The 23,018-nt window shown below is 69.0% G+C and carries 26 protein-coding genes and 1 tRNA gene; 13 read left to right on the top strand and 14 right to left on the bottom strand.

Translation table 11 applies throughout. From position 1 onward, the window contains the following. Window positions 1-49: 49 nt before the first annotated feature. From ACIOTO_RS10850 to ACIOTO_RS10860, 3 genes are all read right to left on the bottom strand, one after another. Window positions 50-1,069: a LacI family DNA-binding transcriptional regulator gene (locus ACIOTO_RS10850; RefSeq protein WP_400857806.1), complete on the bottom strand. Its 1,020-nt coding sequence runs from the start codon at window positions 1,067-1,069 to the stop codon at window positions 50-52. A gap of 64 nt (window positions 1,070-1,133) precedes the next feature. Further along, window positions 1,134-1,919 carry a DNA/RNA non-specific endonuclease gene (locus ACIOTO_RS10855; protein WP_400857807.1) on the bottom strand — a complete coding sequence of 262 codons (786 nt, stop codon included), beginning with the start codon at window positions 1,917-1,919 and terminating at the stop codon, window positions 1,134-1,136. A gap of 89 nt (window positions 1,920-2,008) precedes the next feature. Further along, window positions 2,009-2,428, bottom strand: a complete 420-nt coding sequence (locus ACIOTO_RS10860) for a GNAT family N-acetyltransferase (protein ID WP_400857808.1) — start codon at window positions 2,426-2,428, stop codon at window positions 2,009-2,011. Between the two features lie 259 nt (window positions 2,429-2,687). Here ACIOTO_RS10860 and ACIOTO_RS10865 point away from each other — a divergent pair, with 259 nt between their 5' ends. Continuing rightward, entirely contained in the window at window positions 2,688-3,125 is a 438-nt protein-coding gene (locus tag ACIOTO_RS10865) for a hypothetical protein (RefSeq protein ID WP_400857809.1), read from the top strand. Window positions 3,126-3,129: 4 nt separating this feature from the next. Next, complete coding sequence (locus tag ACIOTO_RS10870) at window positions 3,130-3,333, top strand: hypothetical protein (RefSeq protein WP_400857810.1); 204 nt, start codon at window positions 3,130-3,132, stop codon at window positions 3,331-3,333. Window positions 3,334-3,471: 138 nt separating this feature from the next. Here ACIOTO_RS10870 and ACIOTO_RS10875 read toward each other — a convergent pair whose 3' ends face one another. Both ACIOTO_RS10875 and ACIOTO_RS10880 read right to left on the bottom strand, forming a co-directional pair. Beyond that, window positions 3,472-4,173 (bottom strand): cache domain-containing protein, encoded by a 702-nt coding sequence (locus tag ACIOTO_RS10875; RefSeq protein ID WP_400857811.1) that lies wholly within the window; start codon window positions 4,171-4,173, stop codon window positions 3,472-3,474. 37 nt (window positions 4,174-4,210) lie between these two features. Next, window positions 4,211-5,002, bottom strand: coding sequence for a FadR/GntR family transcriptional regulator (locus tag ACIOTO_RS10880; protein ID WP_029273944.1), 792 nt, complete (start codon window positions 5,000-5,002; stop codon window positions 4,211-4,213). A 117-nt stretch (window positions 5,003-5,119) separates the two neighbouring features. Between ACIOTO_RS10880 and ACIOTO_RS10885 the strand changes: the two genes are divergently transcribed. From ACIOTO_RS10885 to ACIOTO_RS10920, 8 genes are all read left to right on the top strand, one after another. Continuing rightward, window positions 5,120-6,187: an ABC transporter ATP-binding protein gene (locus tag ACIOTO_RS10885; RefSeq protein WP_105710605.1), complete on the top strand. Its 1,068-nt coding sequence runs from the start codon at window positions 5,120-5,122 to the stop codon at window positions 6,185-6,187. 73 nt (window positions 6,188-6,260) lie between these two features. Then, window positions 6,261-7,448, top strand: coding sequence for an extracellular solute-binding protein (locus ACIOTO_RS10890; protein ID WP_105710547.1), 1,188 nt, complete (start codon window positions 6,261-6,263; stop codon window positions 7,446-7,448). 74 nt (window positions 7,449-7,522) lie between these two features. Next, window positions 7,523-8,350 (top strand): ABC transporter permease, encoded by an 828-nt coding sequence (locus ACIOTO_RS10895; RefSeq protein WP_400857812.1) that lies wholly within the window; start codon window positions 7,523-7,525, stop codon window positions 8,348-8,350. Between the two features lie 7 nt (window positions 8,351-8,357). Beyond that, the gene (locus ACIOTO_RS10900; protein ID WP_029262206.1) at window positions 8,358-9,170 is read left to right on the top strand and encodes an ABC transporter permease; all 813 of its coding nucleotides are present in this window, start codon (window positions 8,358-8,360) and stop codon (window positions 9,168-9,170) included. A gap of 64 nt (window positions 9,171-9,234) precedes the next feature. After that, window positions 9,235-10,596, top strand: coding sequence for an aminotransferase class I/II-fold pyridoxal phosphate-dependent enzyme (locus ACIOTO_RS10905; protein ID WP_400857814.1), 1,362 nt, complete (start codon window positions 9,235-9,237; stop codon window positions 10,594-10,596). Between the two features lie 11 nt (window positions 10,597-10,607). Beyond that, window positions 10,608-11,843: an aminotransferase class I/II-fold pyridoxal phosphate-dependent enzyme gene (locus ACIOTO_RS10910; protein ID WP_400857815.1), complete on the top strand. Its 1,236-nt coding sequence runs from the start codon at window positions 10,608-10,610 to the stop codon at window positions 11,841-11,843. 13 nt (window positions 11,844-11,856) lie between these two features. Further along, window positions 11,857-11,927 (top strand) — tRNA-Cys (locus ACIOTO_RS10915). A gap of 44 nt (window positions 11,928-11,971) precedes the next feature. Further along, window positions 11,972-13,084 (top strand): DegT/DnrJ/EryC1/StrS aminotransferase family protein, encoded by a 1,113-nt coding sequence (locus tag ACIOTO_RS10920; protein ID WP_105710542.1) that lies wholly within the window; start codon window positions 11,972-11,974, stop codon window positions 13,082-13,084. Between the two features lie 21 nt (window positions 13,085-13,105). On the opposite strand, the gene ACIOTO_RS10925 is transcribed toward ACIOTO_RS10920, so the two are convergent. Next, on the bottom strand, window positions 13,106-13,957 hold the full coding sequence (locus ACIOTO_RS10925) for an AraC family transcriptional regulator (RefSeq protein ID WP_400857816.1): 852 nt from the start codon (window positions 13,955-13,957) through the stop codon (window positions 13,106-13,108). 121 nt (window positions 13,958-14,078) lie between these two features. On the opposite strand from ACIOTO_RS10925, the gene ACIOTO_RS10930 reads away from it, so the two are divergent. Next, a complete protein-coding gene (locus ACIOTO_RS10930) occupies window positions 14,079-14,624 on the top strand; it encodes a carboxymuconolactone decarboxylase family protein (protein ID WP_029262212.1) in 546 nt (181 codons plus the stop codon). Window positions 14,625-14,679: 55 nt separating this feature from the next. On the opposite strand, the gene ACIOTO_RS10935 is transcribed toward ACIOTO_RS10930, so the two are convergent. The 3 genes from ACIOTO_RS10935 to gabT all read right to left on the bottom strand — a co-directional run bounded on the left by ACIOTO_RS10935 (window position 14,680) and on the right by gabT (window position 17,828). Beyond that, window positions 14,680-15,420 carry a glutamine amidotransferase gene (locus tag ACIOTO_RS10935; protein WP_400857817.1) on the bottom strand — a complete coding sequence of 247 codons (741 nt, stop codon included), beginning with the start codon at window positions 15,418-15,420 and terminating at the stop codon, window positions 14,680-14,682. Next, window positions 15,417-16,427, bottom strand: a complete 1,011-nt coding sequence (locus ACIOTO_RS10940) for a type I glyceraldehyde-3-phosphate dehydrogenase (protein WP_400857818.1) — start codon at window positions 16,425-16,427, stop codon at window positions 15,417-15,419. The genes ACIOTO_RS10935 and ACIOTO_RS10940 overlap by 4 nt, the downstream gene beginning before the upstream one ends. Window positions 16,428-16,490: 63 nt before the next feature. Further along, window positions 16,491-17,828, bottom strand: coding sequence for a 4-aminobutyrate--2-oxoglutarate transaminase (gabT, locus tag ACIOTO_RS10945; RefSeq protein ID WP_400857819.1), 1,338 nt, complete (start codon window positions 17,826-17,828; stop codon window positions 16,491-16,493). A 78-nt stretch (window positions 17,829-17,906) separates the two neighbouring features. On the opposite strand from gabT, the gene ACIOTO_RS10950 reads away from it, so the two are divergent. Further along, the gene (locus ACIOTO_RS10950) at window positions 17,907-18,686 is read left to right on the top strand and encodes a YggS family pyridoxal phosphate-dependent enzyme (RefSeq protein WP_400857821.1); all 780 of its coding nucleotides are present in this window, start codon (window positions 17,907-17,909) and stop codon (window positions 18,684-18,686) included. Window positions 18,687-18,710: 24 nt separating this feature from the next. Here ACIOTO_RS10950 and ACIOTO_RS10955 read toward each other — a convergent pair whose 3' ends face one another. Together ACIOTO_RS10955 and ACIOTO_RS10960 are read right to left on the bottom strand one after the other, a co-directional pair. Next, on the bottom strand, window positions 18,711-18,917 hold the full coding sequence (locus ACIOTO_RS10955; protein ID WP_400857822.1) for a CDGSH iron-sulfur domain-containing protein: 207 nt from the start codon (window positions 18,915-18,917) through the stop codon (window positions 18,711-18,713). Continuing rightward, window positions 18,914-19,981, bottom strand: coding sequence for an iron-containing redox enzyme family protein (locus tag ACIOTO_RS10960; RefSeq protein WP_400857823.1), 1,068 nt, complete (start codon window positions 19,979-19,981; stop codon window positions 18,914-18,916). Before ACIOTO_RS10960 ends, ACIOTO_RS10955 begins: the two co-directional genes overlap by 4 nt. Before the next feature lie 148 nt (window positions 19,982-20,129). On the opposite strand from ACIOTO_RS10960, the gene ACIOTO_RS10965 reads away from it, so the two are divergent. Further along, on the top strand, window positions 20,130-21,395 hold the full coding sequence (locus tag ACIOTO_RS10965; protein WP_400857824.1) for a hypothetical protein: 1,266 nt from the start codon (window positions 20,130-20,132) through the stop codon (window positions 21,393-21,395). Here the strand turns inward: ACIOTO_RS10965 and ACIOTO_RS10970 are convergent. Genes ACIOTO_RS10970 through ACIOTO_RS10980 form a run of 3 tightly spaced genes read right to left on the bottom strand, consistent with a single transcriptional unit; the run spans window position 21,282 to window position 23,016 of the window. Next, complete coding sequence (locus ACIOTO_RS10970; RefSeq protein WP_400857825.1) at window positions 21,282-21,767, bottom strand: hypothetical protein; 486 nt, start codon at window positions 21,765-21,767, stop codon at window positions 21,282-21,284. The genes ACIOTO_RS10965 and ACIOTO_RS10970 overlap by 114 nt on opposite strands. Then, window positions 21,764-22,327, bottom strand: coding sequence for a hypothetical protein (locus tag ACIOTO_RS10975; protein WP_400857826.1), 564 nt, complete (start codon window positions 22,325-22,327; stop codon window positions 21,764-21,766). Before ACIOTO_RS10975 ends, ACIOTO_RS10970 begins: the two co-directional genes overlap by 4 nt. Next, window positions 22,324-23,016, bottom strand: a complete 693-nt coding sequence (locus ACIOTO_RS10980) for a hypothetical protein (RefSeq protein ID WP_400857827.1) — start codon at window positions 23,014-23,016, stop codon at window positions 22,324-22,326. Before ACIOTO_RS10980 ends, ACIOTO_RS10975 begins: the two co-directional genes overlap by 4 nt. Window positions 23,017-23,018 lie beyond the last annotated feature (2 nt).

The following is a 23,018-nucleotide window of genomic DNA, read 5'->3' on the forward strand; positions in this document are numbered from 1 at the left end:
CGGGGCGGTCGGAGACATCGGCCGCTCCGCGCCTGTGTCCCGACCCGGGTCAGTCCGACGGGACGGCGGATTCGCGTACGACCACCTCGAAGTCGACCAGCACCTCGCGGGGGTCGGACGGCCGACCGGCGCCGTCACGGATGCGGGTGAGGAGCAGCTCCACGGCGAGAGCGGCGATCTGCTCCCGACCGGGGTCGATCGTCGACAGGCTCGGGAGCGTGTACTGGGCCTCGTCGATGTCATCGAAGCCCACGACCGAGACGTCATCCGGAATGCGGAGGCCCGCCTCCTGGAGAGCTCGCATCGCTCCGAGCGCGAGCGCGTCGTTGAGCCCGAAGACGGCATCGAACTCGACGCCGTCGCTCAGAAGGTCTCGGATCGCCTCAGCTCCGTTCGACCGGTGCCAGAGCGTCGTATACCGCACGAGCGACTGATCGACCTCGATGCCGGCGGCGGCGAGGGCCTGCTCGTAGCCCTGCGTGCGCAGGGCGGCGGATCCCACATCCTCATCGACGTGTGCGCCGACGAGAGCGATGCGTCGGCGGCCGGCCTTCAGGAGCAGTTCCGTCGCCGCCTGCGCGGCCTCGACGTTGCGCATGGTGACGTGATCGACAGGACCGCCGAAGATGCGCTCGCCGAGGAGCACCACCGGGAAGTCGACCTCGAAGTGCTGAGCATCCGCCTGCCCCATGCCGAGCGGGCTGAAGATGAGGCCGTCGGTGAGCTGCATGCGTGGGCTCGTCAGGACGGCGATCTCGCGGTCACGGTCGGCGCCGGTCTTCTCGATGAGTACCACGAGACCGTGTCTCTCCGCCTCGGCGATGACCGCGTCAGCGAGCTCCCCGAAGTAGCTGAGGCTCAGTTCGGGGAGCACGAGCCCGATCACGCCGCTCCGTCCGGAGCGGAGAGAGCGTGCCGAAAGATTGGGCTGGTAGTTGAGCTCTTCGATCGCCTGGCGTACGCGGGTCCTCGTCGATTCCTTGACATGCGGGTAGTCGTTGACGACATTGGAGACGGTCTTGATCGAGACACCGGCGAGATTCGCCACGTCGTGGAGGGTGGCTGCCATACGACCTCCCAGACGTCATCACCGTCCTTGATGATACAACGTCGTAATCACGTCGATGGCGGCTTCAGAGGGCGATGTCGTTGTTCTTTGTCAACGTCCGCCACCGCTCCGGCAGCGCGGTCTGAGCGCCGAGCACATCCGACCCGGTCAAGGGTCCGAGGTCGATGCCGGTCAGGGCGGCGATGTCGGCGACGGGCACTTGGAACGTGCGGAAGGCGCCGAGCGGCGGCACCGCGAGCACCCCCTCCCGCGTGTCGACGAGCTCGGACTGATCGAGAACGAAACCGGCGGCGGCGAGCCCGTCCGGCCCCTGCCAGGCGGTGATCTTCCAGAACCGCAGCGGAATCCGGATGCCGCGGTACGGCGGGTCGTCGTCGGCCAGGACCGGCGCGGTGAAGACCGACACCCGCTGATCGGTCGTCTCGGCGTAGGCGAGCACATGGTCTTCGAGGCCGAGCCAGAGCTCCTTCGACTGGTTGAAGCCGGCGGCCTGCGGTGCGGCGTTCGGGTAGAAGAAGGTCGCCTCGGTGGCGGCGCGAGCCGCATCGACCGGTCCCCATCCGGGATCGCGGCGGCGCACGAGGTGCCCGCGGTCGAGGTCGTTGCGGGCATAGGCCTCCGGCCCGGTCTGCTCGGCGGCCGGCACGCGTTCGTCGAGCCGCCAGTCGCCGGTGCGCGGGAGATCCTGCAGCGAGGCGCCGTCGATGTTCACCGCGGTCACTGCGGCGAGCTGCCGTGCAGGATCGAGCAGCACCGTGAAGCGCGGATAGGGGAGCGGGCGCACCGGCTGCGTCGGGCGTGGAAGGGGGAGGGTCGCTCCGAGGAACTCCGGATCGTAGCCGTCGGTCATGCCCCCATCGTGCCCGGTGCCACCGACGTTCGCCGGGCGTCGGTGTCTATTTCCTCGGAAGCTGGTTGCACCGGTTCACGCTGGCGTCGTCAGCGGAGAAGGACGAACGAGCGAAGTGGGTTCGGAGCGATGTCGTGCGCTTCCGTGAACCCGCGGGATTCGTAGAACGCCCGTTGTGCCGCTTCGTCGTCAGTGAGAAGGACCATTTGGCGGATCCCGTCCGTTCGGGCGATGACGGCATCGAGGAGCGTGCCCCCGATGCCTGCGCGTTGCTGGGAGGGTGTGATGAGGATGTCCTGGATGTACACGATCGTCAGGCCATCCGAGACGGTGCGAAGCAAGCCGATCAGTGTGCCCGTCTCGCTGCGTGCCGTCAGAACGGTGTGTGAAGCACGCACGGCCGCGAGGAGTCGAGCGGGGTCCGCGGCATAGGCCGTCCAGCCAACCGTTCGGTAGAGCTCAACAAGCTCGTCGACCGCAGGGATCTCATCTGTAACCGTGAAGCCCACCGTCCGAGTCTGACACGCATAGGAGCATCCAACCCTCACGACTGCCTCGTCGCCGCCGCATCAGGCGAGGCCGCCTGACCAAGTTCGTCAGGTCAGCCGACGATCACGTCGAGCGCGACGGTGGGGCACGCGACCCGCGGCAGATCGGCGAGACCACGGCCCCGCACGGAGTCGCCCGTCGCCCATCGCGGGTCGGGGTGTACACGGCGAGATCACCGTGCGAAGATCAGACTCTCATCTAAAGTGTTAGGGGTTACATGTGTTTGAATCGTCGCGGTTGCACTCACTCTTCACCGAACTCCGCGACAAGTTGGCGGAATCGAATGCGTCGATAGTGACCGGGACCACTGGAAATGCCGACGACGGGAGTTACGCGTTGGCGCCGGGCGTCACAATCACCTTCCCCGACGACCCCGGAGCCTTTGCGAGTGTGTTTGTGACAGGGGGCTCAGACCCCTTCCCCTACATTCAACTCACGGGAGCAGAGCAGCAAGCGATGGTGACCGGAGCGTCAGGCACGCTGGTCGTCGCGATCTGCGCCTTGCTCGGCCCTGAAACAGCCGGCGTCGGGTGCGGTGTCGGCGCCGCCGTGATCGCGATGATCGTCGGTATCATCGTCGCGAACGGAGTCTGCAAGAACAATCGTCAGATGCGCATCTACCCCCTTGCCGGTCCCGCTGGCTTCAGCTGTCAGTGACCTCGTGTCTCCCGTAGCAATGAAGAAGATCCATCCGGCGCTCCTCGCCACAATTGTGATGGCACCCGTCCTCGCGGTTCAGCTCACACTCCTGGGATTCGGGGCCTGGAAGTTCTCCGCAGATCTCATGTCCGTACTATCGATCGACGTCGGTTTCTGGCTGCTGATCCTCTTCATCGTCTACGCGGACCGACGCAGAAGAGAATAGGCACTCAGCCAACACACGCACCAAGAATGGGCGCGATCGCATTAGCGATTCGTGCCCATTCTTCGTCGCTCCTCCACCGCCTGTAGGGCGCTGCGCGCCTCGCGGTCGGGCTATTGCGCGTGGCGGCATCGCCCCAGGTCAGCCGACGATCACGTCCAGCGCGACGGTGGGACAGGCGACGCGCGGGAGGTCGGCGAGACCGCTGCCTCGCACCGAGTCGCCGGTCGCCCATCGCGGATCGGTCGACACGACCACGCGTCCGACGCCGTTCGTCAGCGTGACCTCGCTGCCCAGCGCGGCGAACCGGTGGGTCAGGTCCCGCTCGACCGCCGAGACGAGCAGATCGAGTCCGGCGACGCCGATCCGCTCGCCGTCCACATCGGCGGGCACGGCGATCGTGATCGTGTACTCGTCGCTGCAGAGGTAGTCGACGTAGGGGCCGGCCACATGCGGCTCCCCGGTCGTCATGGGCACGCGGTACCACTCGAGCGCGCTGTAGTCGATGTTCTCCTTGTTGAGCGACTGCGAGGCGAGCACGAGCTGCCGCCGGTCGTCGCCCTGCCACCACGCCAGGTGGCTGTGGGCGTCGGCGAGCAGATCGATCGCCGCGATGAACCCGGCGCCGTACACGGGCACGCCGCGCAGGTCGAGTGTCTTCAGGGCATGCGGTCGCACCAGGGCATCGATCTTCGAGCGGGTGAGCGGTCCGCTGGCCCTGGCCTCGGCGACCTGGGTGGCGAACGGGCCCACCCAGTCGACCAGTGCCCGCACGGGCGCTGCGAAGTAGTCCTCCACGATCGCGGCCGCGGCCTGGGTGGCGGTGTCGGTTGCTGTGTTCATCGCGTCCTCCTGTGCACGTCGATGCGGGTCTTCGGAACTAACCGTTCGCGGCCTGGAGCCGGATCAGCGCGTCGATGGTCTCGGCGGCCATGAGCTCGGTCCTCGCCCCGGCGGCGTCGGGGTCTCCGGCCTCCACGGCGTCGATGACGGCGGCGAGGTGCGCGCCCTGCCGTCGAAGATTCTCGGTCTCGTGCGCGACGAGACGCAGGTAGGGCGAGAGCTCCGCCTGCAGCTTCATCTGCTCACGGGTCAGTCGCGCGGACTGGCTGAGGGCCACGATCTCGATCTGCACGTCGTCGAGCAGCCGGCGCTGCGCCTCGGTGTCGAGCTCGTCGATCCGGTCCATCCGACGGCGCACCCGCTGCGTCTCGCTCGGGTCGGCGCGCCTCGCCGCGAGGCGGACGCACGCACCGGTGATCGCGGCGTAGTGCGCGCCGAGGTCACGCAGGGCGACGCGCGAGGTGCGCCGCACCGCTTCCCGCGCGAACGTCAGGGGGTCGGCGTGTGCGGCGACGAAGCTGCCGCCGTTGCGTCCGCGTCGGGTCACGACGAGGCCGCGACCGCGCAGCGCGAGCAGCGCTTCGCGCACGGTCACCGGAGCGACGCCGAGGCTCTTGCTGAGGTCGGCTTCGGAGGGGAGGCGCTCGCCGGCGCGGAGGTGCCCGCGGGTGATCGCGTCGACCAGGCGGCGCTCGACGAGCTCGGCCCTGCCCTCGTCGCCGATGGGCTGGAACAGTGCGCCCTGAAGGCGGTGTGGTTGTTCGTGCTCCGCGTCGGGGGAGGGGTCGGCAGGGGCGTGCGTCGGATGCGTCGTCGAGCTCGATGCCATTCTGCGATTCTCCCTTCCGCGCTCACCATACCCAAGAAACTCGCTGTTGACATATTACCTCTGGGTTTATATGTTTTGGGGAATCTTCCGAGTTCGACGATGACCGAGGAGCGCGAGATGATCGCCACGGCACCCGCAGCACCCGCAGCCGCAGAGGCCGCCCGCCCCGACGGGACGGTGACCCTGAGCGGCGTCACGAAGTCGTTCGGCGAGTTCACCGCCGTCCGCGACCTCGACCTCGAGGTCGCCTCGGGCGAGTTCCTGTCGATGCTCGGTCCGTCGGGCTCGGGCAAGACGACGGTGCTGCGCATGATCGCCGGGTTCGAAGACACCACCTCCGGCAGCATCCGCCTCTCCGGCGTCGACGTGACCAGGACCCCTCCGCACGCCCGTCCGGTCAACACCGTCTTCCAGGACTACGCGCTGTTCCCGCACCTGACCATCGCCGACAACGTCGGCTACGGGTTGCGCGTCCGCGGCGAGGGCAAGAGCGCCAGGGCCGCTCGGGTGCAGACCTCGCTGGAGCAGGTGCGGCTCGACCACGTCGCCGACCGCCTGCCGCACCAGCTCTCCGGCGGTCAGAGGCAGCGGATCGCCCTGGCCCGCGCCCTCATCCTGCGCCCTCAGGTGCTGCTGCTCGACGAGCCGCTCGGTGCGCTCGACAAGCAGCTCCGTGAGCAGATGCAGATCGAGCTCAAGCAGATCCAGCGCGAGGTCGGCATCACCTTCATCTTCGTCACCCACGACCAGGAGGAGGCCCTCACGCTCAGCGACCGCGTCGCGGTGTTCAACGGCGGCCGGATCGAGCAGGTCGGCACCGCACGCGATGTGTACGAGCGCCCGGAGACCGAGTTCGTCGCACGCTTCCTCGGGCTCTCGAACCTCATCGGCGGAGAGCTGGCCGAGAGCCTGACCGGCGACCGGCGGACCATGAGTGTGCGCCCGGAGCGGATGCGGCTGATCGGACCGGATGCGGCGCTCGCCGCGGGCGAGGTCTCGCTCACCGGCACCATCAGCGAGGTCGTCTACACGGGCCCCGCCACCCGCTACCTCGTCACGACCGATGCGGGCCTCGACCTCATCGCCGAACGCCCGAACGCGCGCCACTCCGCCGACGACGACCTCGCCCGCGGACACCACGTCCGTGCCGTCTGGTCACCCGACCACGCGGCCCGGCTTCCCTGAAGAACCGCACGTGAAACACCGCAACACCCGAACACCTGAGAACACAGCAGCACCGATCACGAAGGAGCGATCCATGCGTAAGAAGATCCTGGCCACCGCGGCGATGACCGCGGTCGCCGCCCTGGCACTGTCCGGCTGTTCCACCGGCGGAGAGGAGACGCCGGCCGAAGGGGGCGGCGGACTCCAGATCGACGTTCCCGACATCGCGATGCAGGAGGAGCTCGGCGACTACGAGGGCGAGGTCAACATCGTCGCCTGGAGTGGATTCGTCGAGCCCGCCTGGAGCGACGCCTTCACCACCGAGACCGGCTGCGTCGTGAACCGCCGCGTCGCCGGCACCAGCGATGAGATGGTCCAGCTCATGCGCACCGGCGACTACGACCTGGTCTCCGCCTCGGGCGACGCGAGCCTGCGCCTGATCGCCGGTGGCGACGTGCAGCCGCTCAACCTCGAGCTCATCCCGAACTTCGGCGACGACATCGTCGAGGGCATGAAGGGTCAGATCTACGACACCATCAACGGCAAGTCCTACGGCATCCCGATCGGTCGCGGCGCGAACATCCTCCAGTACAACAGCGAGGTCGTGACCGAGGAACCCACCAGCTGGGACATCGCGTGGGAGAAGGACAGCCCCTACGCGGGCAAGGTCATCGCCTACGACGCCCCGATCTACATCGCCGACGCCGCGGTGTACCTGATGGCGCACGAGCCCGACCTCGGCATCACGAACCCGTACGCGCTCGACCAGAAGCAGCTGGATGCGGCGATCGACCTGCTCAAGCAGCAGAACGACATCGTCTCCGAGTACTGGTCCGACCCGGCCGCGCAGATCACCTCGTTCGCGGGCGGCACCACGGTGCTCGGCACGTCGTGGGAGGTGCTGCGCAAGCTGACCGAGGATGACAAGTTCAAGAGCGTGCTGCCGGAAGAGGGCTCGACCGGGTGGTCGGACGCCTGGATGATGGCGACCGAGTCGAAGAACCCGAACTGCGCCTACGCGTGGATGGACTACTCGTCCTCGCCGGAGGTGAACGGCGCGATCGCGATGAACTTCGGCATGGCGCCCGCGAACGCCGCCTTCTGCGACACCAGCGACGAGGCGAAGGCGCACTGCGACTACTTCAACGCCACGGACGAGGAGTACTTCAAGAACGTCTGGTTCTGGACGACGCCGATCGAGCAGTGCATCGACGGCCGCACCGACGTCACCTGCACGAACTTCCAGCAGTGGACGGACGCCTGGCTCTCGGTCAAGGGCTGAGCCGCATCGAGGGGCGGGTCTTCCGGCCCGCCCCTCACCTCCGCAGATCTTCCGCCACCACGAACGGGATCGACATGAAGCGCCGCCTCCGCATCGCCGGGCTCCTCGCTCTTCCGATGACCTGGCTCATCGGGATCTACATCTTCTCGCTGGTCATGCTCCTCGTGACCGCCTTCTGGATCACCGACCCCTTCACCTCGAAGGTGAAGCCCGGTTTCACGCTGCGCAACTTCGAGCAGCTCTTCGTCAATCCGGCCTACCTGTCGACCTCGCTGCGCACCCTCGGGATCGCGCTCGCCGTGACGGTGCTCGCCGTGCTCATCTCCGTCCCCCTCGGCATCTTCATGGCGAAGGTCGCCGCGCCCTGGTTGCGGGCACTCCTCGCGGTCTCGATCACCCTGCCGCTGTGGGCCGGATACCTGGTCAAGGTGCTCGCGATGCGCATCACCTTCACCGAGCAGGGCTTCGCGAACTGGCTGCTCGCGCCCCTCGGGCTCTCCGGCCCCGGCTTCAGCATCCTGACCGTCGTGCTGACCCTCACGTACCTGTGGCTGCCGTACATGGCGGTCCCGGTGTACACCGCGATCCGACAACTGCCGCCCAACCTCTTCGACGCCTCCGCCGACCTCGGTGCGGGGTCGTGGCGCACGATCGTCTCGGTCGTGCTCCCGCTCATCAAGCCCGCCCTCATCGCGGGTTCGGTGTTCACGTTCTCCCTGAGCCTCGGCGACTACCTCGTCGCCCGGTTCGTCGGCGGCGACACGCAGATGATCGGCAGCGTGATCGCGTCGAACATCAACCTGAACCCGCCGCTGGCGGCCGCCTACTCGCTCGTGCCGATCGCCTTCGTCGTCGTCTACCTGGTGAGCGTCCAGCGCACCGGTGCTCTGGAAAGGATGTGAGTCGCGCATGCTGAGACTGTCCCGCACCTCCAAGGTCGTGCTCGGAATCATCGTCGCGATCGTGCTCGCGTTCATGTACATCCCGCTCGCGCTCGTCGTGCTCAATTCGTTCAACTCCGCGCGCATCGTGAGCTGGCCGGTCACCGGGTTCTCGCTCGAATGGTGGGGGAAGGCGTTCACGAGCGAGCCGGTGCGCGCGGCTCTGCTGAACTCGGTCCTCGTCGCCTCCGGTGCCACCGTGATCGCCGTGATCCTCGGAACGCTCGTGGCCTTCGCGCTGCAGCGGTACTCGTTCTTCGGTCAGCGTGCGGTGAACCTCCTCGTGGTGCTGCCGATCGCCCTGCCCGGCATCGTCACCGGTGTCGCCCTGAACAACACGTACAACCAGATCCTGGAGCCCATCGGCATCCAGGTCGGGTTCTACGGCATGATCATCGCGCACGGCACCTTCTGCATCGTCATGGTGTTCAACAATGTGCTCGCGCGGCTGCGACGGATGAACCCCGGCATCGAGGAGGCGTCGAAGGATCTCGGAGCGAGCCCGTGGCAGACGTTCGTGCTGGTGACGCTGCCGCAGTTCCGCAGCGCGCTCATCGCCGGCGCCATCCTCGCCTTCGCCCTCAGCTTCGACGAGGTGTACGTGACGATCTTCACGGCGCCTCCCGGCGTCGACACCCTGCCGCTGTGGATCATGAACCAGATGGCCCGGCCCAATGAGGCCAACGTCGTCAACGTCGTCGCGACGGTCGTCATCGTCGCGTCCTTCATCCCGGTGTGGATCTCACAGCGGCTCGGGAAGGAGGTCGACGAGCGCGGCTGACGCGGACGGCGCCGGATGCCGGAAGAATTTTGACATAGGCCAAAATCTCGAATAGCGTCGAGCCATGGCACAGGCACGCGATCGCGACGACGTCTCCGACCGCATCTCGGGCGCCTCCGCCGCCGAGATCTCCGAGAGCGTGCGCGATCTCGTCGATCGCGGAGAGCTCGCCGCGGGCGATCACCTCCCCTCGGTCCGGGCCCTCGCCGCGCGTCTCGGCGTCAATCGCAACACGGTGCTCGCGGCCTACCGCTCGCTGGTCACCGCACGCATCGCTATCACGGGCGGTCGCACCGGTACGACGGTGCTCGGTCCTGCGCAGAACCCCGACGAGGGCTTCACCGCGGGGACGGTGCTCCGCGACATCGGCAGCGGCAACCCCGATGCCGCGCACCTTCCCGACCTCGCCGCCGCCTTCGCCGGTATCGAGCCCGCCCACGTGCTCTACGGCGAATCCGTGATCGATCCCGCACTGGCCGAATGGGCCACGGAGTGGATCGCCGCCGACCACCCTCGACCCTTCCGTCTGTCGATCACCGCCGGTGCCGTGGACGCCGTCGAACGCCTGCTCGCCCAGAGCCTGGTGCAGGGCGACCGCGTCGGCCTCGAAGACCCGTGCTTCCTCTCCAGCATCCACACCGCACGCCTCGCTGGGTACACGCCCGTCGCGATCCCCGTCGACCGCGAGGGGATGACCGTCGAGGGGCTGCGCACCGCACTGGAGAGCGGCGCCCGCGCGATCGTCTGCACGCCGCGCGCGCACAACCCGACCGGGGTCGGCATCACCGCGGCACGGGCGATGGCGCTTCGCGAGGTGCTCGCCGAGCACCCGCACGTGCTGATCATCGAAGACGACCACTTCTCGCTGCTCTCCACGACGCCGTACTCGAGCATCATCGCGCCCACCCATCAACGATGGGCGCTGGTGCGCTCGGTGTCCAAGTTCCTCGGACCCGACATGCGCCTCGCGGTCACAGCATCCGATCCGGTCACCGCGAACCGGCTGGCCCTGCGACTCAGCCCCGGCACGATGTGGGTGAGCCATGTGATGCAGCGGCTTGCCGCCGGGATGCTGCGCGATACGGCGACCCAGAACCTGATCGCCGACTCCGGCGCGCACTATGCGGCACGCAACCGCGCGTTCGTCGCGCTGCTCGCCGAACGGGGAGTGCACGCGCAGGGTGACGACGGACTCAACGTCTGGGTCGACGTCCAGGGCGATACCGCCGAGGTGTCCCGTCGTCTCGCCCTGCGGGGCTGGCTCGCCCGCTCCGGTGCGGAGTTCGCGCTCGATCCGGACGGCTCGACGGGTGACTCGCACCTGCGCCTGACCGTGCACGACCTCGACGACGCCGACACGCAGCGCCTCGTCGAAGACCTCGCCGCGGCCATCGCCGGTGTCCGCGCGACGCGGGAGGGGGCGTGAGGGCGGGCGGTATGGCGGGCGCCGAGTACCGGATCGGGCGTTCCTCCCGGCTGGAGGGCGTGCTGTACGACCTCCGCGGCCCCGTCGCGGCACGCGCAGCCGAACTCGAGCGCAGTGGTGAGTCCATCCTGCGGCTCGACATCGGCAACCCGGCCCCGTTCGGGTTCGAGGCTCCGGCGGCCATCGTCGAGGCACTGCGCTCCGCGCTCCCGCACGCGCACGGCTACTCGGAATCGGCGGGTCTGCCCGAGACCCGCGAGGCCATCGCCGCGCACTACGCCCACCGCCGCGGTTTCCCCGCTCTCTCGATCGACGACATCACGGTCGGCAACGGCGTCTCCGAGCTCGTCGGGCTCACGCTGCAGGCGCTGCTGGAACCGGGCGACGAGGTGCTGATCCCGAGCCCGGACTATCCGCTGTGGACCGCATCGACCGTGCTCTCCGGAGGGCAGCCGGTGCATTACCCCTGCGTCGAGTCCGACGGCTGGATGCCGGATATCGCGGCTATGGAGGCGCTGATCGGCCCGCACACCGCGGCGATCGTGGTCATCAACCCGAACAACCCGACGGGCGCGGTCTACGGGCGCGAGGTGCTCGAGCAGATCGCCGAGCTCGCGCGACGACATGGGCTCCTCCTGCTCTCCGATGAGATCTACGACCGCGTCGTCTATCCCGGATTCGAGCACCTCTCCACCGCGCAGGTCGCGCCGGATGTGCCCTGCGTCACGTTCGCCGGGCTGTCGAAGACCCATCGCGTCGCGGGCTACCGCGCTGCCTGGATGACGGCCACCGGGTTCCATGCCGATGACCAGTTCCTCTCCGGCGTGCGACTGCTGGCATCCATGCGGATGTGTGCGTCGGTTCCCGCGCAGCACGCGATCACGGCCGCGTTGACGCAGGATGACTCGCTCGACGTGCTGGTCGCATCCGATGGCCGGCTCACGCGGCAGCGGGACGCAGCGCTCGCAGCGCTCGACGCGATTCCGGGTGTCCGCACCCAGGTCGCGGGTGGTGGGCTGTATCTCTTCCCGCGCCTCGATCCGGAGCTGCACCGCATCGACGACGATGAACGGCTGGTCCTCGACCTCCTCGACGCGGAGCGCATCCTCCTCGTGCACGGGAGGGCGTTCCACCTGCGTACCCCCGATCACGTGCGGATCGCCTTCCTCCCCCAGACCGACGTGCTCGCCGACGCGCTCCGACGCTTCGGCTCCTTTCTGAGCGGATACTCTCCGCCAGGGGGCTGAGCGCCTCCGACCCGGTGGAGTGACCGAGTGGCCAGGTCGCGGTCCGCAAGACCGTGCACGCAGGTTCGATTCCTGCCTCCACCTCAGACCGGGCTCGAGAGAGCCGACGCCGACGAAGGGCATCCGCCGTGGACAGCGCATTCATTCCCGCAGCCAAACCGCTCATCGGCGACGAGGAGGTGGCAGCTGTCGAGCGCGTACTGCGCAGCGGGATGCTCGCCCAGGGCCCGGAGGTCGCCGCGTTCGAGGCGGAGTTCGCCGACCAGTTCCTCCAGGGGCGCACGGCGGTCGCCGTCAACTCCGGCACGAGCGGGCAGCTGCTGGGCCTGATCGCTTCGGGAGTGGGACCGGGAGACGAGGTGATCGTGCCGTCGTTCACGTTTGCGGCGGTCGCGAACTCCGTCGTCCTCGCGGGCGCGACCCCCGTCTTCGTCGACATCGAGCCGGTGCACTTCACCCTCGATCCGGCACGGGTACGCGCGGCGATCACGCCGCGGACGAAGGGCATCATGCCGGTGCATCTTTATGGGCATCCGTTCCTCGTCGACGAGATCGAAGCGGTGGCGGCCGAGCACAGTCTGGCGATCTACGAGGATGCGGCGCAGGCGCACGGCGCGGCCTGGCGCGGTCGTCCCGCCGGCACGATCGGCGCATTCGGGATGTTCAGCCTGTATCCCACCAAGAACATGACGGCCATCGAAGGCGGCATCGTCGCGTGCGCCGACGAGGACATCGCCCGCACCATGCGGCTGCTGCGCAACCAGGGGATGGAGACGCAGTACGCGAACGAGATCGTCGGATACAACAACCGCATGAGCGAGGTGCACGCCGCGGTGGGACGCGTGCAACTGCGGAAGGTCGGGGAGTGGACCCGGCAGCGTCAGCGGAATGCGGCGCTGCTGGATGCGGCTCTCGCCGGCATCGACGGGCTCACGATCCCGCGGGTCGCCGACGGCGCCGAGCACGTGTATCACCAGTACACGGTGCGCATCGCCGGGGGCGAGCGCGACCGGGTGCGAGATGCTCTGCGTGATGAGCACGCGGTCGGGGCGGGCGTCTACTACCCGATCCCCAACCATCGGCTGCCCTCGCTGCAGCGATACGCCCCCGGGGCCGACCTGCCCGAGACCGAGCGGGCGGCGCAGGAGGTGCTCTCGATCCCGGTGCACCCGTCGCTCACGCGCGAGGACCTCGACCGGGTCGTCAACGGTCTCGAGGCCGTGATGTCGGCCGGCGGCTGATCGCCGGGGTTCCGCTGCGGGTTAGGCGGCCAGGGCGAGCCACGCTCTCGGCGAATGGCCGATGCGCTGGGCGAACACCCGAGAGAAGGCCGAGGCGCTGGCGTAGCCGAGCTCCGCGGCGACGGTGCTCACCGGCATCCCGGCGCGCAGCTGCTCCTGTGCGACGGTGAGACGCCACTCGGTGAGGTGGTCCCCGGGCGATCGTCCGAGGACGTCCTTGAACCGCGCGGCGAACGCACTCCGCGACATGTTCGACCGGCGCGCCAGCGACTCCAGGTTCCAGGGATCGCCGGGCGCCTCGTGCATCGCGACGAGTGCCGGGGCGAGCCGTTCGTCCGCGAGCCCGGGAAGCAGGCCCGGCGGGAGGTCGAGGCGCCCGCTGTTGTCGAGCATCCACCGCAGCAGCTGGATCAGGACCACTTCGAACATGCGGTCGGCGACGAGAGGGCGTCCGCAGCGGACGTTGTCGACCTCGGAGAACAGCAGGTCGAGCGCCGGGGCGAGCGTGGCGACCTCATCGAGGGGCAGCACGATCGTCGAAGGAAGCGTGCGCACGAGCGGATGTGTGGCCCCGCCGTCGAAGTCCAGCGTCGCGCACGCGAAGTCCGACTCGTCGGTCGGCGCGTTGAGGAAGGTGTGGTCGAGCGGACGCGGGAAGAACAGCAGGCTCGGCCGCGTGATGAGCTCGCGCTCGGTGCTGCCGTCGGGGCGACGGTGGGTCACCTCCATCTCGCCGCGTCGCAGCACATGCAGGTAGCCGTGGCCGCCGCTCGCCGGGAAGACCGTCGTGCCGCACAGGGCGCCGGAGTGGAACAGGCGCGTGCGCACGCGGAACCGCTCGAGCAGCGCGGTGAGTCGGTCTACAGGAGGCATACCTCCAGTATCTGGACGATCTGTCATGAATGCAAGACGTTCTGCTGCGCATCGTCCGATGATTCTCGGAAGACTCGAGGGGAGGCCGATCGGCCTCACCCGACTAACGAAGGAGCATCACATGCCCAACGTCTCTCTCATCGAACGCGAATCGGCCACCGGACCCGTCAAGGAGCAGCTCGACCAGATCGCCGGCGCCTTCGGGACCGTGCCGGCGATGTTCCGCGCCGTCGCGAACTCCCCGGCTGCCCTCACGAGCATGTGGAGCGCATTCGGCGCGTACGGCGGCGGCACCCTCGGGGCGGCCCTCGGTGAGCAGATCGCCGTGGCGGTGGCCGACCGCAACTCGTGCAACTACTGCCTTGCGGCGCACACCGCGCTCGGCAAGAAGGCCGGTCTGACGCGCGAGACGCTTGCTGCAGCACAGGTCGGCGAGTCCGACGACCCGCGCACCGCCGCGCTGCTCGCATTCGCGCTGAAACTCGTCGACGCCCGCGGACAGGTGTCCTCGGCCGATGTCGACGCGGTCCGCGCGCAGGGGTGGAACGACGAGCAGATCGTCGAGACCATCGGCCAGGTGGCGCTGAACCTGTTCACGAACTACGTGAACATCGCCCTCGATGTGCCGGTGGACTTCCCGAGCGTGGCACTGCGCCGCGCGAGCTGATCTGCCGCAGACGAAGGGCCGGGTCCGTCAGGTCCCGGCCCTTCGTCGTGCCGTCTCAGTTCGCATCGGCGTGGTGCGCCGGGCTGTCGACCTCGTCCAGCCAGGTGGCGATCGCGGCACGGGCGGCGGCCTCGAGTCGCGGGCCGTGGATCCTCGCCTGCTCGCGGATAGTGCGCGGGTCGATGCCGTGGTGGTGCAGCTCGTGCGCGTGCCCGATCAGCCAGTTCCCGATCGTGCGATGGTCGGCCTCCAGGTGGAACTGCAGTGCGAGCACGGTGTCGGTGGCGAACGCCTGGTTCGGGAAGTCCGGAGTGCGGGCGAGCTGGCGGGCGCCCTCAGGGATGGTGAAGGCATCGCCGTGCCAGTGCAGGACGGGCAGACCGTCGAGGGGACGCAGGGGAGAGTCGAGGCCCTCGGGTGTGAGTTCGAGCGGCGCATAGCCGATCTCCACGGAGCCGGTCGGAGCGACCGCTGCTCCCATCTCCTCGGCGATGAGCTGTGCGCCCAGACAGATGCCCAACATCGGCCGGCCGTCGCGCAACCGGTGCGCGATCGCCTCCTTCGACGCGTGCAGGAGCGGATAGTGCACGGTCTCGTACACCCCGATGGGGCCACCGAGCACGATGAGCAGATCCGCGTCGTCCACCCGCTCGATGTCGATCGCCTGCACGCCGAGGTCGACGTACTCCACGCGATACCCCCGCTCGATCAGCAGCGGCTCGAGGATGCCCAGGCCTTCGAAGTGGACGTGCCGGAATGCGAGCGCGGTGCGCGGCGGCGAGGACGAGGTCGTCATGGAGTCCGTCCTTCTGCGACGTGCGCGACGAGCTCGGTGAGACGGTGCGAGTATCCCCACTCGTCGTCGTACCAGGCCGAGATCTTCACCTGCGAGCCGATCACCCGGATCAGCGTGGTGTCCAGAATCGACGAGTGCGGGTCGATGACCGAGTCCGAGATGGCGATCTCGTCGTCGGCGCAGCGCAGGATCCCCTTGAGTCGATCGTCTGCGCCGGCCTGGTACGCGGCCCGCACCTCGTCGGCGGTGACGGTCCGATTCGCGGTGACGGTGAGATGGGTGATCGACCCCCTGAGGGTGGGAGCCCGCAGCGCCGTGCCCTCGAGCCGCCCGTCGAGGTGCGGGAGGACGCGCGTGACGGCCTCGGCGGCGCCGAGACTGCTCGCCGTGATCCTCGCGTCTCGGGTTCCCGCGGGCAGCAGGTCGGCGTGGGGGATGTCCTGGACGCAGTCGTCCACGGAGCCTGAGTGGACCGTCGTCATCAGCGCCGCGTCGATCCCGAAGGCGTCATCGAACACCTGCAGCACCGGCGCCAGGCAGAGCGTGGTGCACGAGCCGCTGGAGATCACGTGGTGCCGGTCGGGGTCGTACGATCCCTCGTTCACGCCGAGCACGAAGGTCCCGTCGTCGCCGGCCGCGGGCGACGTCATGATCACCTTCTCGGCGCCGGCGGCGACGTGCTCCCTCGCGGTGTCCGCGCGGGCGGCCCGGCCGGTCGACTCGATGACGATGTCGACACCGAGCTCTTCCCAGGGCAGGCCTCGGCGGTCGTGCGCGGAGTACACGCGGATCGCGTGACCGTTGACGAAGAGATGCTTGTCGTCGTGTCGGGCCGCGGCCGTCGGCCGGCCGCTTCCCCGGTCGCTCTCGAGGAGGTCGGCGATCCCGCGAGCGCCGCGCGGGTCGTTCAGCGCGACCAGCTCCAGGTCGGGCCTGCGCGTCATGAGAAGGCGGAGCTGGTTGCGCCCGATCCGCCCGAGTCCGTTGATGGCGATCTTCGTGGGCATGGAGTTCTTTCGGGGGTGGTGAGGATCCGGAGCGATCTGTGAGGATGTTCGGTCGAGCACGGATCAGGCGAGAGCCGTCAATGCTCGATCGATCACGTCCATCGCGATGTCGAGCTGCTGGTCGGTGGTGGTGAGGGTCGGCAGGAAACGGATCACGTTCGCGTCGCTGCCCGCGGTGAGGAGGAGGATCCCCTCCTGTGCCGCGAAAGCCGCAATGGCCGAGGCCGCGCCGGCCGCCGGACGTGACGTCCCGGGTTCGGTCAGCTCGAACGCGTACATCGCACCCCGACCGCGCACGTCCCCGATCAGCGGATGACGCGTGGCGAGGTCGTTCAGCTGCTGCTCGAGCCTCTCGCCGATGCGCGACGCCTCGGCGAAGAAGTCTCCGTGCTCGAGCTCATCGAAGACGGCCAGGGCGGCGGCGATGGACACCGGATTGCCGCCGAACGTCCCGCCGAGGGTGCCGGGGTCGGCAGCATCCATGATCTCGGCGCGCCCGGTGACACCAGCGAGCGGGAGGCCCGCCGCGATGCCCTTGGCGGTGAGCACGAGATCGGGCACCACACCGAATCCCTCGCTCGCGAACCAGGTCCCCGTGCGGCCGAGGCCGGTCTGGATCTCATCCGCGATGAACACGACGCCGTTGCGGGTGCACCACTCCTGCAGTGCGGGCAGGTAGCCGTCGGCGGGCACGACGAAGCCGCCCTCGCCCTGGATGGGCTCCGCGATCAGGGCCGCGAGGTCGGTGACGCCGATGCGCTGTTCGAGGTGGTCGATCGTGCGCTGCGCCGCCTGTTCTCCGGTGAGTCCGTCGCGGTACGGGTACGAGTTCGGTACGCGGTGGATGTCGGGAGCGAAGGGACCGAAACCAGTGCCGTACGCCGCCTTGTGGTTCATGGCGAGCGTGAGGTTCGTGCGCCCGTGGAAGGCGTGGTCGAGCGCGGCGACCGCGCGGCGGCCAGTGTGTCTGCGGGCGATCTTGACCGCGTTCTCCACGGCCTCCGCCCCGGAGTTGGCGAAGAAGGAGCGCTTCTCGTGGTCGCCGGGAGTCTTCTCGGCGAGGCGCTCCGCGAGGCGCACGTATCCCTCGTAGGGGGTCACGGTGAAGAGGGTGTGCGTGACCTGTTCCATCTGCGCGGCGGCCGCTGCGATGGCGGCGGGGTTCCCGTGGCCGATCGTGGTCACGCCGATGCCGCTCCCCAGGTCGAGGAAGCGGTTGCCGTCGACGTCGGTCACCCACGGTCCGTCCGCGTGGTCGATGTAGATCGGGAGCACGCTGCCGACCCCGCGGGCCACGGATCTCTGACGCCGCTCGTGGATCGCACGGCTCCGCGGCCCCGGCACCTCGGTGCGCAGGGAAGGGGCGGATGAGCGGTCGGGAAGCACGTCGAGCGGGGACATGGTGGCTCCTGTCGGGTGTGGCGCGAGGCGATCCAGCCTCGCATCAGATCGGCCTAAGACTATGTTAGACTTTGACCTATGTCAAAACCAGAGCAGCCGAGCGGGGTCGACGATCGATACCCCACGGCGTTCACCGTCGACGACTTCCACCACAACGTCGCAGCCGTCCGCACACGCATCGACGAGGCGGCCCGTCGCGCCGGACGCCTCCCGGAAGAGGTCACGCTGCTTCCGGTGAGCAAGACCGTCCCCACCGAGCGCGTCAGGGTCGCCATCGAGTCGGGCATGCGGCTGCTCGGAGAGAACAAGGTGCAAGAGGCGGTGCGCAAGCACGGCGAGACGAGCGACCTCGACGTGTCCTGGTCGATCATCGGACATCTGCAGACCAACAAGGCACGGGACGTCGCCACCTTCGCCACGGAATTCCAGGCCCTCGACCGGTTGCGTGTCGCCGAGGCGCTCGATCGGCGCCTGCAGGCGGCAGGACGCAGCCTCGACGTCTTCGTGCAGGTGAACACCTCTGCCGAGGATTCCAAGTTCGGGATGCCGCCGGCGGAACTCCCCGCCTTCCTCGAGGCGCTGCCCTCGTGTCAGAGCCTTCGCGTGCGCGGACTCATGACGCTCGCCATCCTGACGCCCGACGACCAGCGGGTGCGCGAGTGCTTCTCCCTCCTTTGCACGCTGCGAGACCAGGCCAGGGAAGACGCCCCCGACCTCATCGGCTCCGGCGAGCTCTCGATGGGGATGTCGGGGGACTACGAGATCGCGGTCGAGGAGGGGGCGACCTGCGTGCGTGTCGGTCAGGCGATCTTCGGCGCCCGTGCCCTCCCCGACAGCTACTACTGGCCCGAGGCCTGAACCGCGACGACGTCGGCGCGGCGATCAGTCGTCGGTGCGGAAACCCGCCGCCTTGTGGGTGCCGTCGCAGAACGGCTTGAGGGCCGAGAGCCCGCAGCGACACAGGGCCACCGTTCGGCGATGCGGCTCGATCGGCTCCCCGTCGGCGGTGCGCAGTTCGACGGCGCCGCGCACGAGCAGCGGTCCGTCGGGATAGGGCGTGATCGACGGCGGTTCGGTCCGGGCACTCATGACGCCACCCGCGGTCGGAGCGACGAGGTGCCCGCCTGCCAGGACTCCAGGATGTGTTCGCCGCCCCAACCGTCCACGGTCAGACACGCCGCCGCGCCGAACAGGATGTCGGGCAGCAGCTCGGGGTGGTCTTCGGCGAGGCTGCCGGCCAGGTCTCGCGCGGCGATCTGCTCGTGCACCGCATCCGCCTCGACGTGCTCCTCGAAGTAGGCCGCCACATCCGGGTCGAATCCCAGACGATGCAGGCCGTCGGCATACAGGCGGCAGGGGATGGACGAGGTCATCTCGAATGCGGCCAGGTGCCCGACGATCGCGCCGACGAGGCGGCGGTTGAGCCCGAACATCGACATCATGTTGTGCGAGGCGAGAGTGATCGCCGGCACGTCGTCGACGTACGCTCCATAGGTGGCATCGAGGCCCGCGGCACGCATCGCGCGGGCGAAGAGCTCGGCATGCACGCGCTGCGGTCGCCCGCCGCCGTACTCGTCCGACTGGATCTCGACGAGGGCGGCCTTGGCGCGTCCCTCCAGGCGCGGGATGGCCCAGGAGTGCGGATCCGCCTCGCGCAGCGTGTACACCGAGCGCTGGATGAGGGTCTCCTCCGCCTGCTCCCTGGTGGCCTTCTTCGCGATGTGCCGCGAGAGGCTCGGTCCCGTGTCGGCGGCGGCCAGGGCGAAAAGCGCGCGGCCGACGGCATCCACGGTCGGCTCGGGGGACTCCGGCAGCGGCACCCTCGCCCGCAGCGCGCTCTCGAACGCCTCCTCAAGGATCCGGCGGGTGGTGAGAAGGGCGGGGTCCCACTCCAGGTCGGCATCGAGCTGCGGGAGCGATCCGTAGGACGAGGCGTAGAGGACGAAGAGCGCGAGCTGGATGTCGTCGTCGCGCACCACGTCGGCGCTCGCCGCCACGGCAGCGGTCGCGAGGCCCGTGTGGTCGGCGGCAGCGGCGTCGTCGCCCGTCAGTTGCGACATGACGGCGTGACTCAGCGGCCCTCGGTCGGTGAAGGGGAGGGTTGCGGCCGGGGCGGATGCCGGGGCGGATACGGTCATGAGCAGGGCTCCCATCGGTGCGATGCTTCGCATCCTGCCGCGTGTGGATCATCCGCTCCAGGGACTTGACGCAGACGGGCGTGCGGGGCATACACGCCGCGGCGCGGGCGGGGTGTCGACATCCGCTCCGCAGGGGCGGTCAGCGAACCGGTACCGTGGGGGCATGATCCCGGCCGTGCGCACCTTCGGGCGCCTCCTCGCACGGCACGGCCTCGCGCTGGCGGCCTGGTATCTCGCCGGCGAGGCTCTTCACGAGATCTTCGTGCAGCTCGCGGGTTTCATAGGCGGACTCACCACGCTCGGCGGACTCCTGCTCCTGCCGCTCGCCGTGGCCGCGCGCCTGGTGTCGTACGTCGCCATGTACCTCACGGTGCAGCGGTCGCTGCCGCACAGTGCATCCGACCACCGCCCGGGCTACCGGCAATTCGCGCAGACGACGCTGGTCGCCATCCTGCCGTTCTTCGCCTTCTATGCCGCCTGGGGAATGCTCGACGTCGACATCAAAGCGTTCTTCAACATCGCGAGCGGCATCGCCCTGCGTGACGCCAGCTACGACGCCGCCCAGCTCGGCGACCGCGGCGGCCTCATCGCGGTGGGCGTGCTGCCGGTCGCCGTGCTGGTCATCGCGCTCGTCGTGCGCGTGCTCCTCGCTCGGATCGGCGGGAGACTTCCGACATGGACGCTCGCGCTCGCCGCGTACGCCGAGGTGGTCTGGACCTTCATGCTCTTCACCCTGGTGGGCCAGTGGTGGGCGCAGGCCAAGGAGTGGATCGCCGATCGAGCGGGCGTCGCCTGGTTCGAGGGCATCGGCGACTGGTTCGGGGCCAACGTGCTCCCGGTGGCGACGCTGTGGGAGACGGTGCTGTGGCTGGTCGGACTGGTGGTCGCCGCGGTGGTCGTGCCCGCGGCATGGTTGACCGTGGCCGGCGTCATCTACGGCACGACCTTCGACGCGACTCCGGCGGTGCTGGGGCGTATCGAGCAGGCGCCCCCTGGTGCGGTGTCGAACCTCGCGCGAAACCTCGCACTCCGCCTCGAGGGGCTCTGGGCGGCACTGGCCCTGATCTGGCGCGGCGGCCCCGTCGTGTTCGGCTGCACGGCACTGGCGTATGCCGTGTGGTCGTGGGCCGAGCAGGTCGGCTCGCGCGGTCTGCTGCAGCTCGTCGGCGCGCACGACACCGCGTTCTGGTCGGGCTTCTTCCCGCTTCTCCTCGTCGCCGTGGCCGCCGTGGCCGAGCCGCTGCGCGTCGCGATCGTGGCGACCGCCTTCGACACGGTTGTCGGTCGCCCGGAAGCAGGGATGGGTACCCGCGAATCAGGGTTCGATGGGGAAGCGCGCGATCTCGTCGGTACCGGGGACGTCGAGCACGAACGGCCCGTCGGCGTCGTCGGGGAGCAGGAAAACCGCGAGGATGGCGTAGGAGCCTGACTCCTTCTGGCAGCCCGACTCGCCCTCGTCATAGGGCACGTCGAGCGCAGATCGGGCGTTGGTCCAGACGCGCGCGCCGTCGGTCTCGGCGAGGGTGAACATCCCGCATCCGGCGGACTCGCCCTCCGCCCTGGCATCGATCCGGATGCTGAGCGTCCGCGATCCCGCCGGTGCCTCGAACTCATCCCAGCGGGCGGAGTCCAGACGGAGTTTCTGCCCGGCGACCTCGGCCCTCCCGTCCTCCGCCTCCTGCACCTGCGTACTCTTCGGGGCGGCGGGCAGCACATCGAACCAGACGTGCACGGCGATCGCGGCGGCCGCGGCCACCACGAGCGCCACCAGTGCGAAGCGCTGTGTCCGCCACCAGGTCATGGCGCCCCCAATCGCGGCTCGTCGAGTTCCCTGTCGGTGTCCTGCGGCACCTCATCGAGGGAGAGGGGGAACGTGATGACGTCGTCGAGACGCGGCGTCGGGTACTCACCGGTGAGTCGCAGCTCTCCGTTCCCGGTCCGTAGGCCCTCCGGAAGCTCGAACGCCAGTGTCCCGATGGTGTCGGTGCCCACTCGCAGCTTGGCCCGGAGCAGCGATGTCGGCGGACGCTCGCTCGCCAGGAAGACCTGCCCGTCGATCACGAGGCTGGCGACGCCGATCACGGCATCCTCCTCGGTCGTCGGTGCGGACACGGCGAGTTCGATCACGAGCCAGTTCCCGTCGGCCTCCCACTTGTCCGCCACCGTCAGCCGGTCGGCGAACGAGGCCCCCTGCACCGCGGCGATCAGGGTACGGGACGTCGCCGTGTCGTCGACGGCCGCCCTCGTGAAGAAGGGATCGGTCAGCGCATCCTCGGGCGGTGTGACCGCCGTCACCACGCCGGCCGCGAGGACGAGCGCGATACCCGCGGCCCACGGAATCCATCCGCCGCGCGCGCTCACGGACCGACCTCCACGGGGGTGCGGGCGATCAGGTCGGTCCGTCGCCACGTGATCGCCGACGACGAGAGGATGACCTGGCCGGACTGCTCCCTGGCGTCGTACACATCGAGGTGGGCCTCGTGCTCGTCGAGAGCATCGTCGGCGACGGGGAAGGCGATGCGCACATCGGCGGGGACGCCGGGTTGCAGCACCACCGCGCGCAGCGAACCGTCCGCCCGCCAGGAGCGCGCGGTGTCGGTCACGGTCACGCCTGAGAGTTCGAGAAGCGGTGTGCTCGAGGAGAGCAGCCGTGAGGCAACCTGGTCGGCCGTGCCCTCCACCCCGACCGCGCGGTCGGAGAGGTTCTCCAGTCGCACCGTGACGATGAGCAGGGTCTCACCCGGCTCCGCCTCCAGATACTGCTCCTCGACCTCGTCGGTGACCTCAGCGTCCATCACGGTCACGGTATACAGCGAGGTGCGCACCTCGCTGCCGACGGGAACGAGCGACGGCTGCGTCGTCGCCGGAGCGAGGCCGCCGAATGCCACGAACGCTCCCAGCAGGCCGACGATCGCGACCACGGCGGCCCAGAGCGGCACCGCCGCACGGCTGAAGGCACCCGAGGCGGCCCAGAGCGGCACCGCCGCACGGCTGAAGGCACCCGAGGCGGCCTGGCGTACGGAATCGACCACTCCGCCTGTCCTCGTCACGC

The organism is Microbacterium sp. NPDC087592, from assembly GCF_044743585.1.
Lineage (GTDB): Bacteria > Actinomycetota > Actinomycetes > Actinomycetales > Microbacteriaceae > Microbacterium.

Coding starts and splice junctions, on each gene's coding strand:
- ACIOTO_RS10900 (WP_029262206.1), top strand. CDS start 8,358: ATGCTGAGACTGTCCCGCACCTCCAAGGTCGTGCTCGGAATCATCGTC.
- gabT (WP_400857819.1), bottom strand. CDS start 17,828: ATGTCCCCGCTCGACGTGCTTCCCGACCGCTCATCCGCCCCTTCCCTG.
- ACIOTO_RS10855 (WP_400857807.1), bottom strand. CDS start 1,919: ATGACCGACGGCTACGATCCGGAGTTCCTCGGAGCGACCCTCCCCCTT.
- ACIOTO_RS10895 (WP_400857812.1), top strand. CDS start 7,523: ATGAAGCGCCGCCTCCGCATCGCCGGGCTCCTCGCTCTTCCGATGACC.
- ACIOTO_RS10880 (WP_029273944.1), bottom strand. CDS start 5,002: ATGGCATCGAGCTCGACGACGCATCCGACGCACGCCCCTGCCGACCCC.
- ACIOTO_RS10960 (WP_400857823.1), bottom strand. CDS start 19,981: ATGGGAGCCCTGCTCATGACCGTATCCGCCCCGGCATCCGCCCCGGCC.
- ACIOTO_RS10905 (WP_400857814.1), top strand. CDS start 9,235: ATGGCACAGGCACGCGATCGCGACGACGTCTCCGACCGCATCTCGGGC.
- ACIOTO_RS10885 (WP_105710605.1), top strand. CDS start 5,120: ATGATCGCCACGGCACCCGCAGCACCCGCAGCCGCAGAGGCCGCCCGC.
- ACIOTO_RS10970 (WP_400857825.1), bottom strand. CDS start 21,767: ATGACCTGGTGGCGGACACAGCGCTTCGCACTGGTGGCGCTCGTGGTG.
- ACIOTO_RS10925 (WP_400857816.1), bottom strand. CDS start 13,957: ATGCCTCCTGTAGACCGACTCACCGCGCTGCTCGAGCGGTTCCGCGTG.
- ACIOTO_RS10875 (WP_400857811.1), bottom strand. CDS start 4,173: ATGAACACAGCAACCGACACCGCCACCCAGGCCGCGGCCGCGATCGTG.
- ACIOTO_RS10955 (WP_400857822.1), bottom strand. CDS start 18,917: ATGAGTGCCCGGACCGAACCGCCGTCGATCACGCCCTATCCCGACGGA.
- ACIOTO_RS10910 (WP_400857815.1), top strand. CDS start 10,608: ATGGCGGGCGCCGAGTACCGGATCGGGCGTTCCTCCCGGCTGGAGGGC.
- ACIOTO_RS10935 (WP_400857817.1), bottom strand. CDS start 15,420: ATGACGACCTCGTCCTCGCCGCCGCGCACCGCGCTCGCATTCCGGCAC.
- ACIOTO_RS10965 (WP_400857824.1), top strand. CDS start 20,130: ATGATCCCGGCCGTGCGCACCTTCGGGCGCCTCCTCGCACGGCACGGC.
- ACIOTO_RS10940 (WP_400857818.1), bottom strand. CDS start 16,427: ATGCCCACGAAGATCGCCATCAACGGACTCGGGCGGATCGGGCGCAAC.
- ACIOTO_RS10930 (WP_029262212.1), top strand. CDS start 14,079: ATGCCCAACGTCTCTCTCATCGAACGCGAATCGGCCACCGGACCCGTC.
- ACIOTO_RS10850 (WP_400857806.1), bottom strand. CDS start 1,069: ATGGCAGCCACCCTCCACGACGTGGCGAATCTCGCCGGTGTCTCGATC.
- ACIOTO_RS10950 (WP_400857821.1), top strand. CDS start 17,907: ATGTCAAAACCAGAGCAGCCGAGCGGGGTCGACGATCGATACCCCACG.
- ACIOTO_RS10890 (WP_105710547.1), top strand. CDS start 6,261: ATGCGTAAGAAGATCCTGGCCACCGCGGCGATGACCGCGGTCGCCGCC.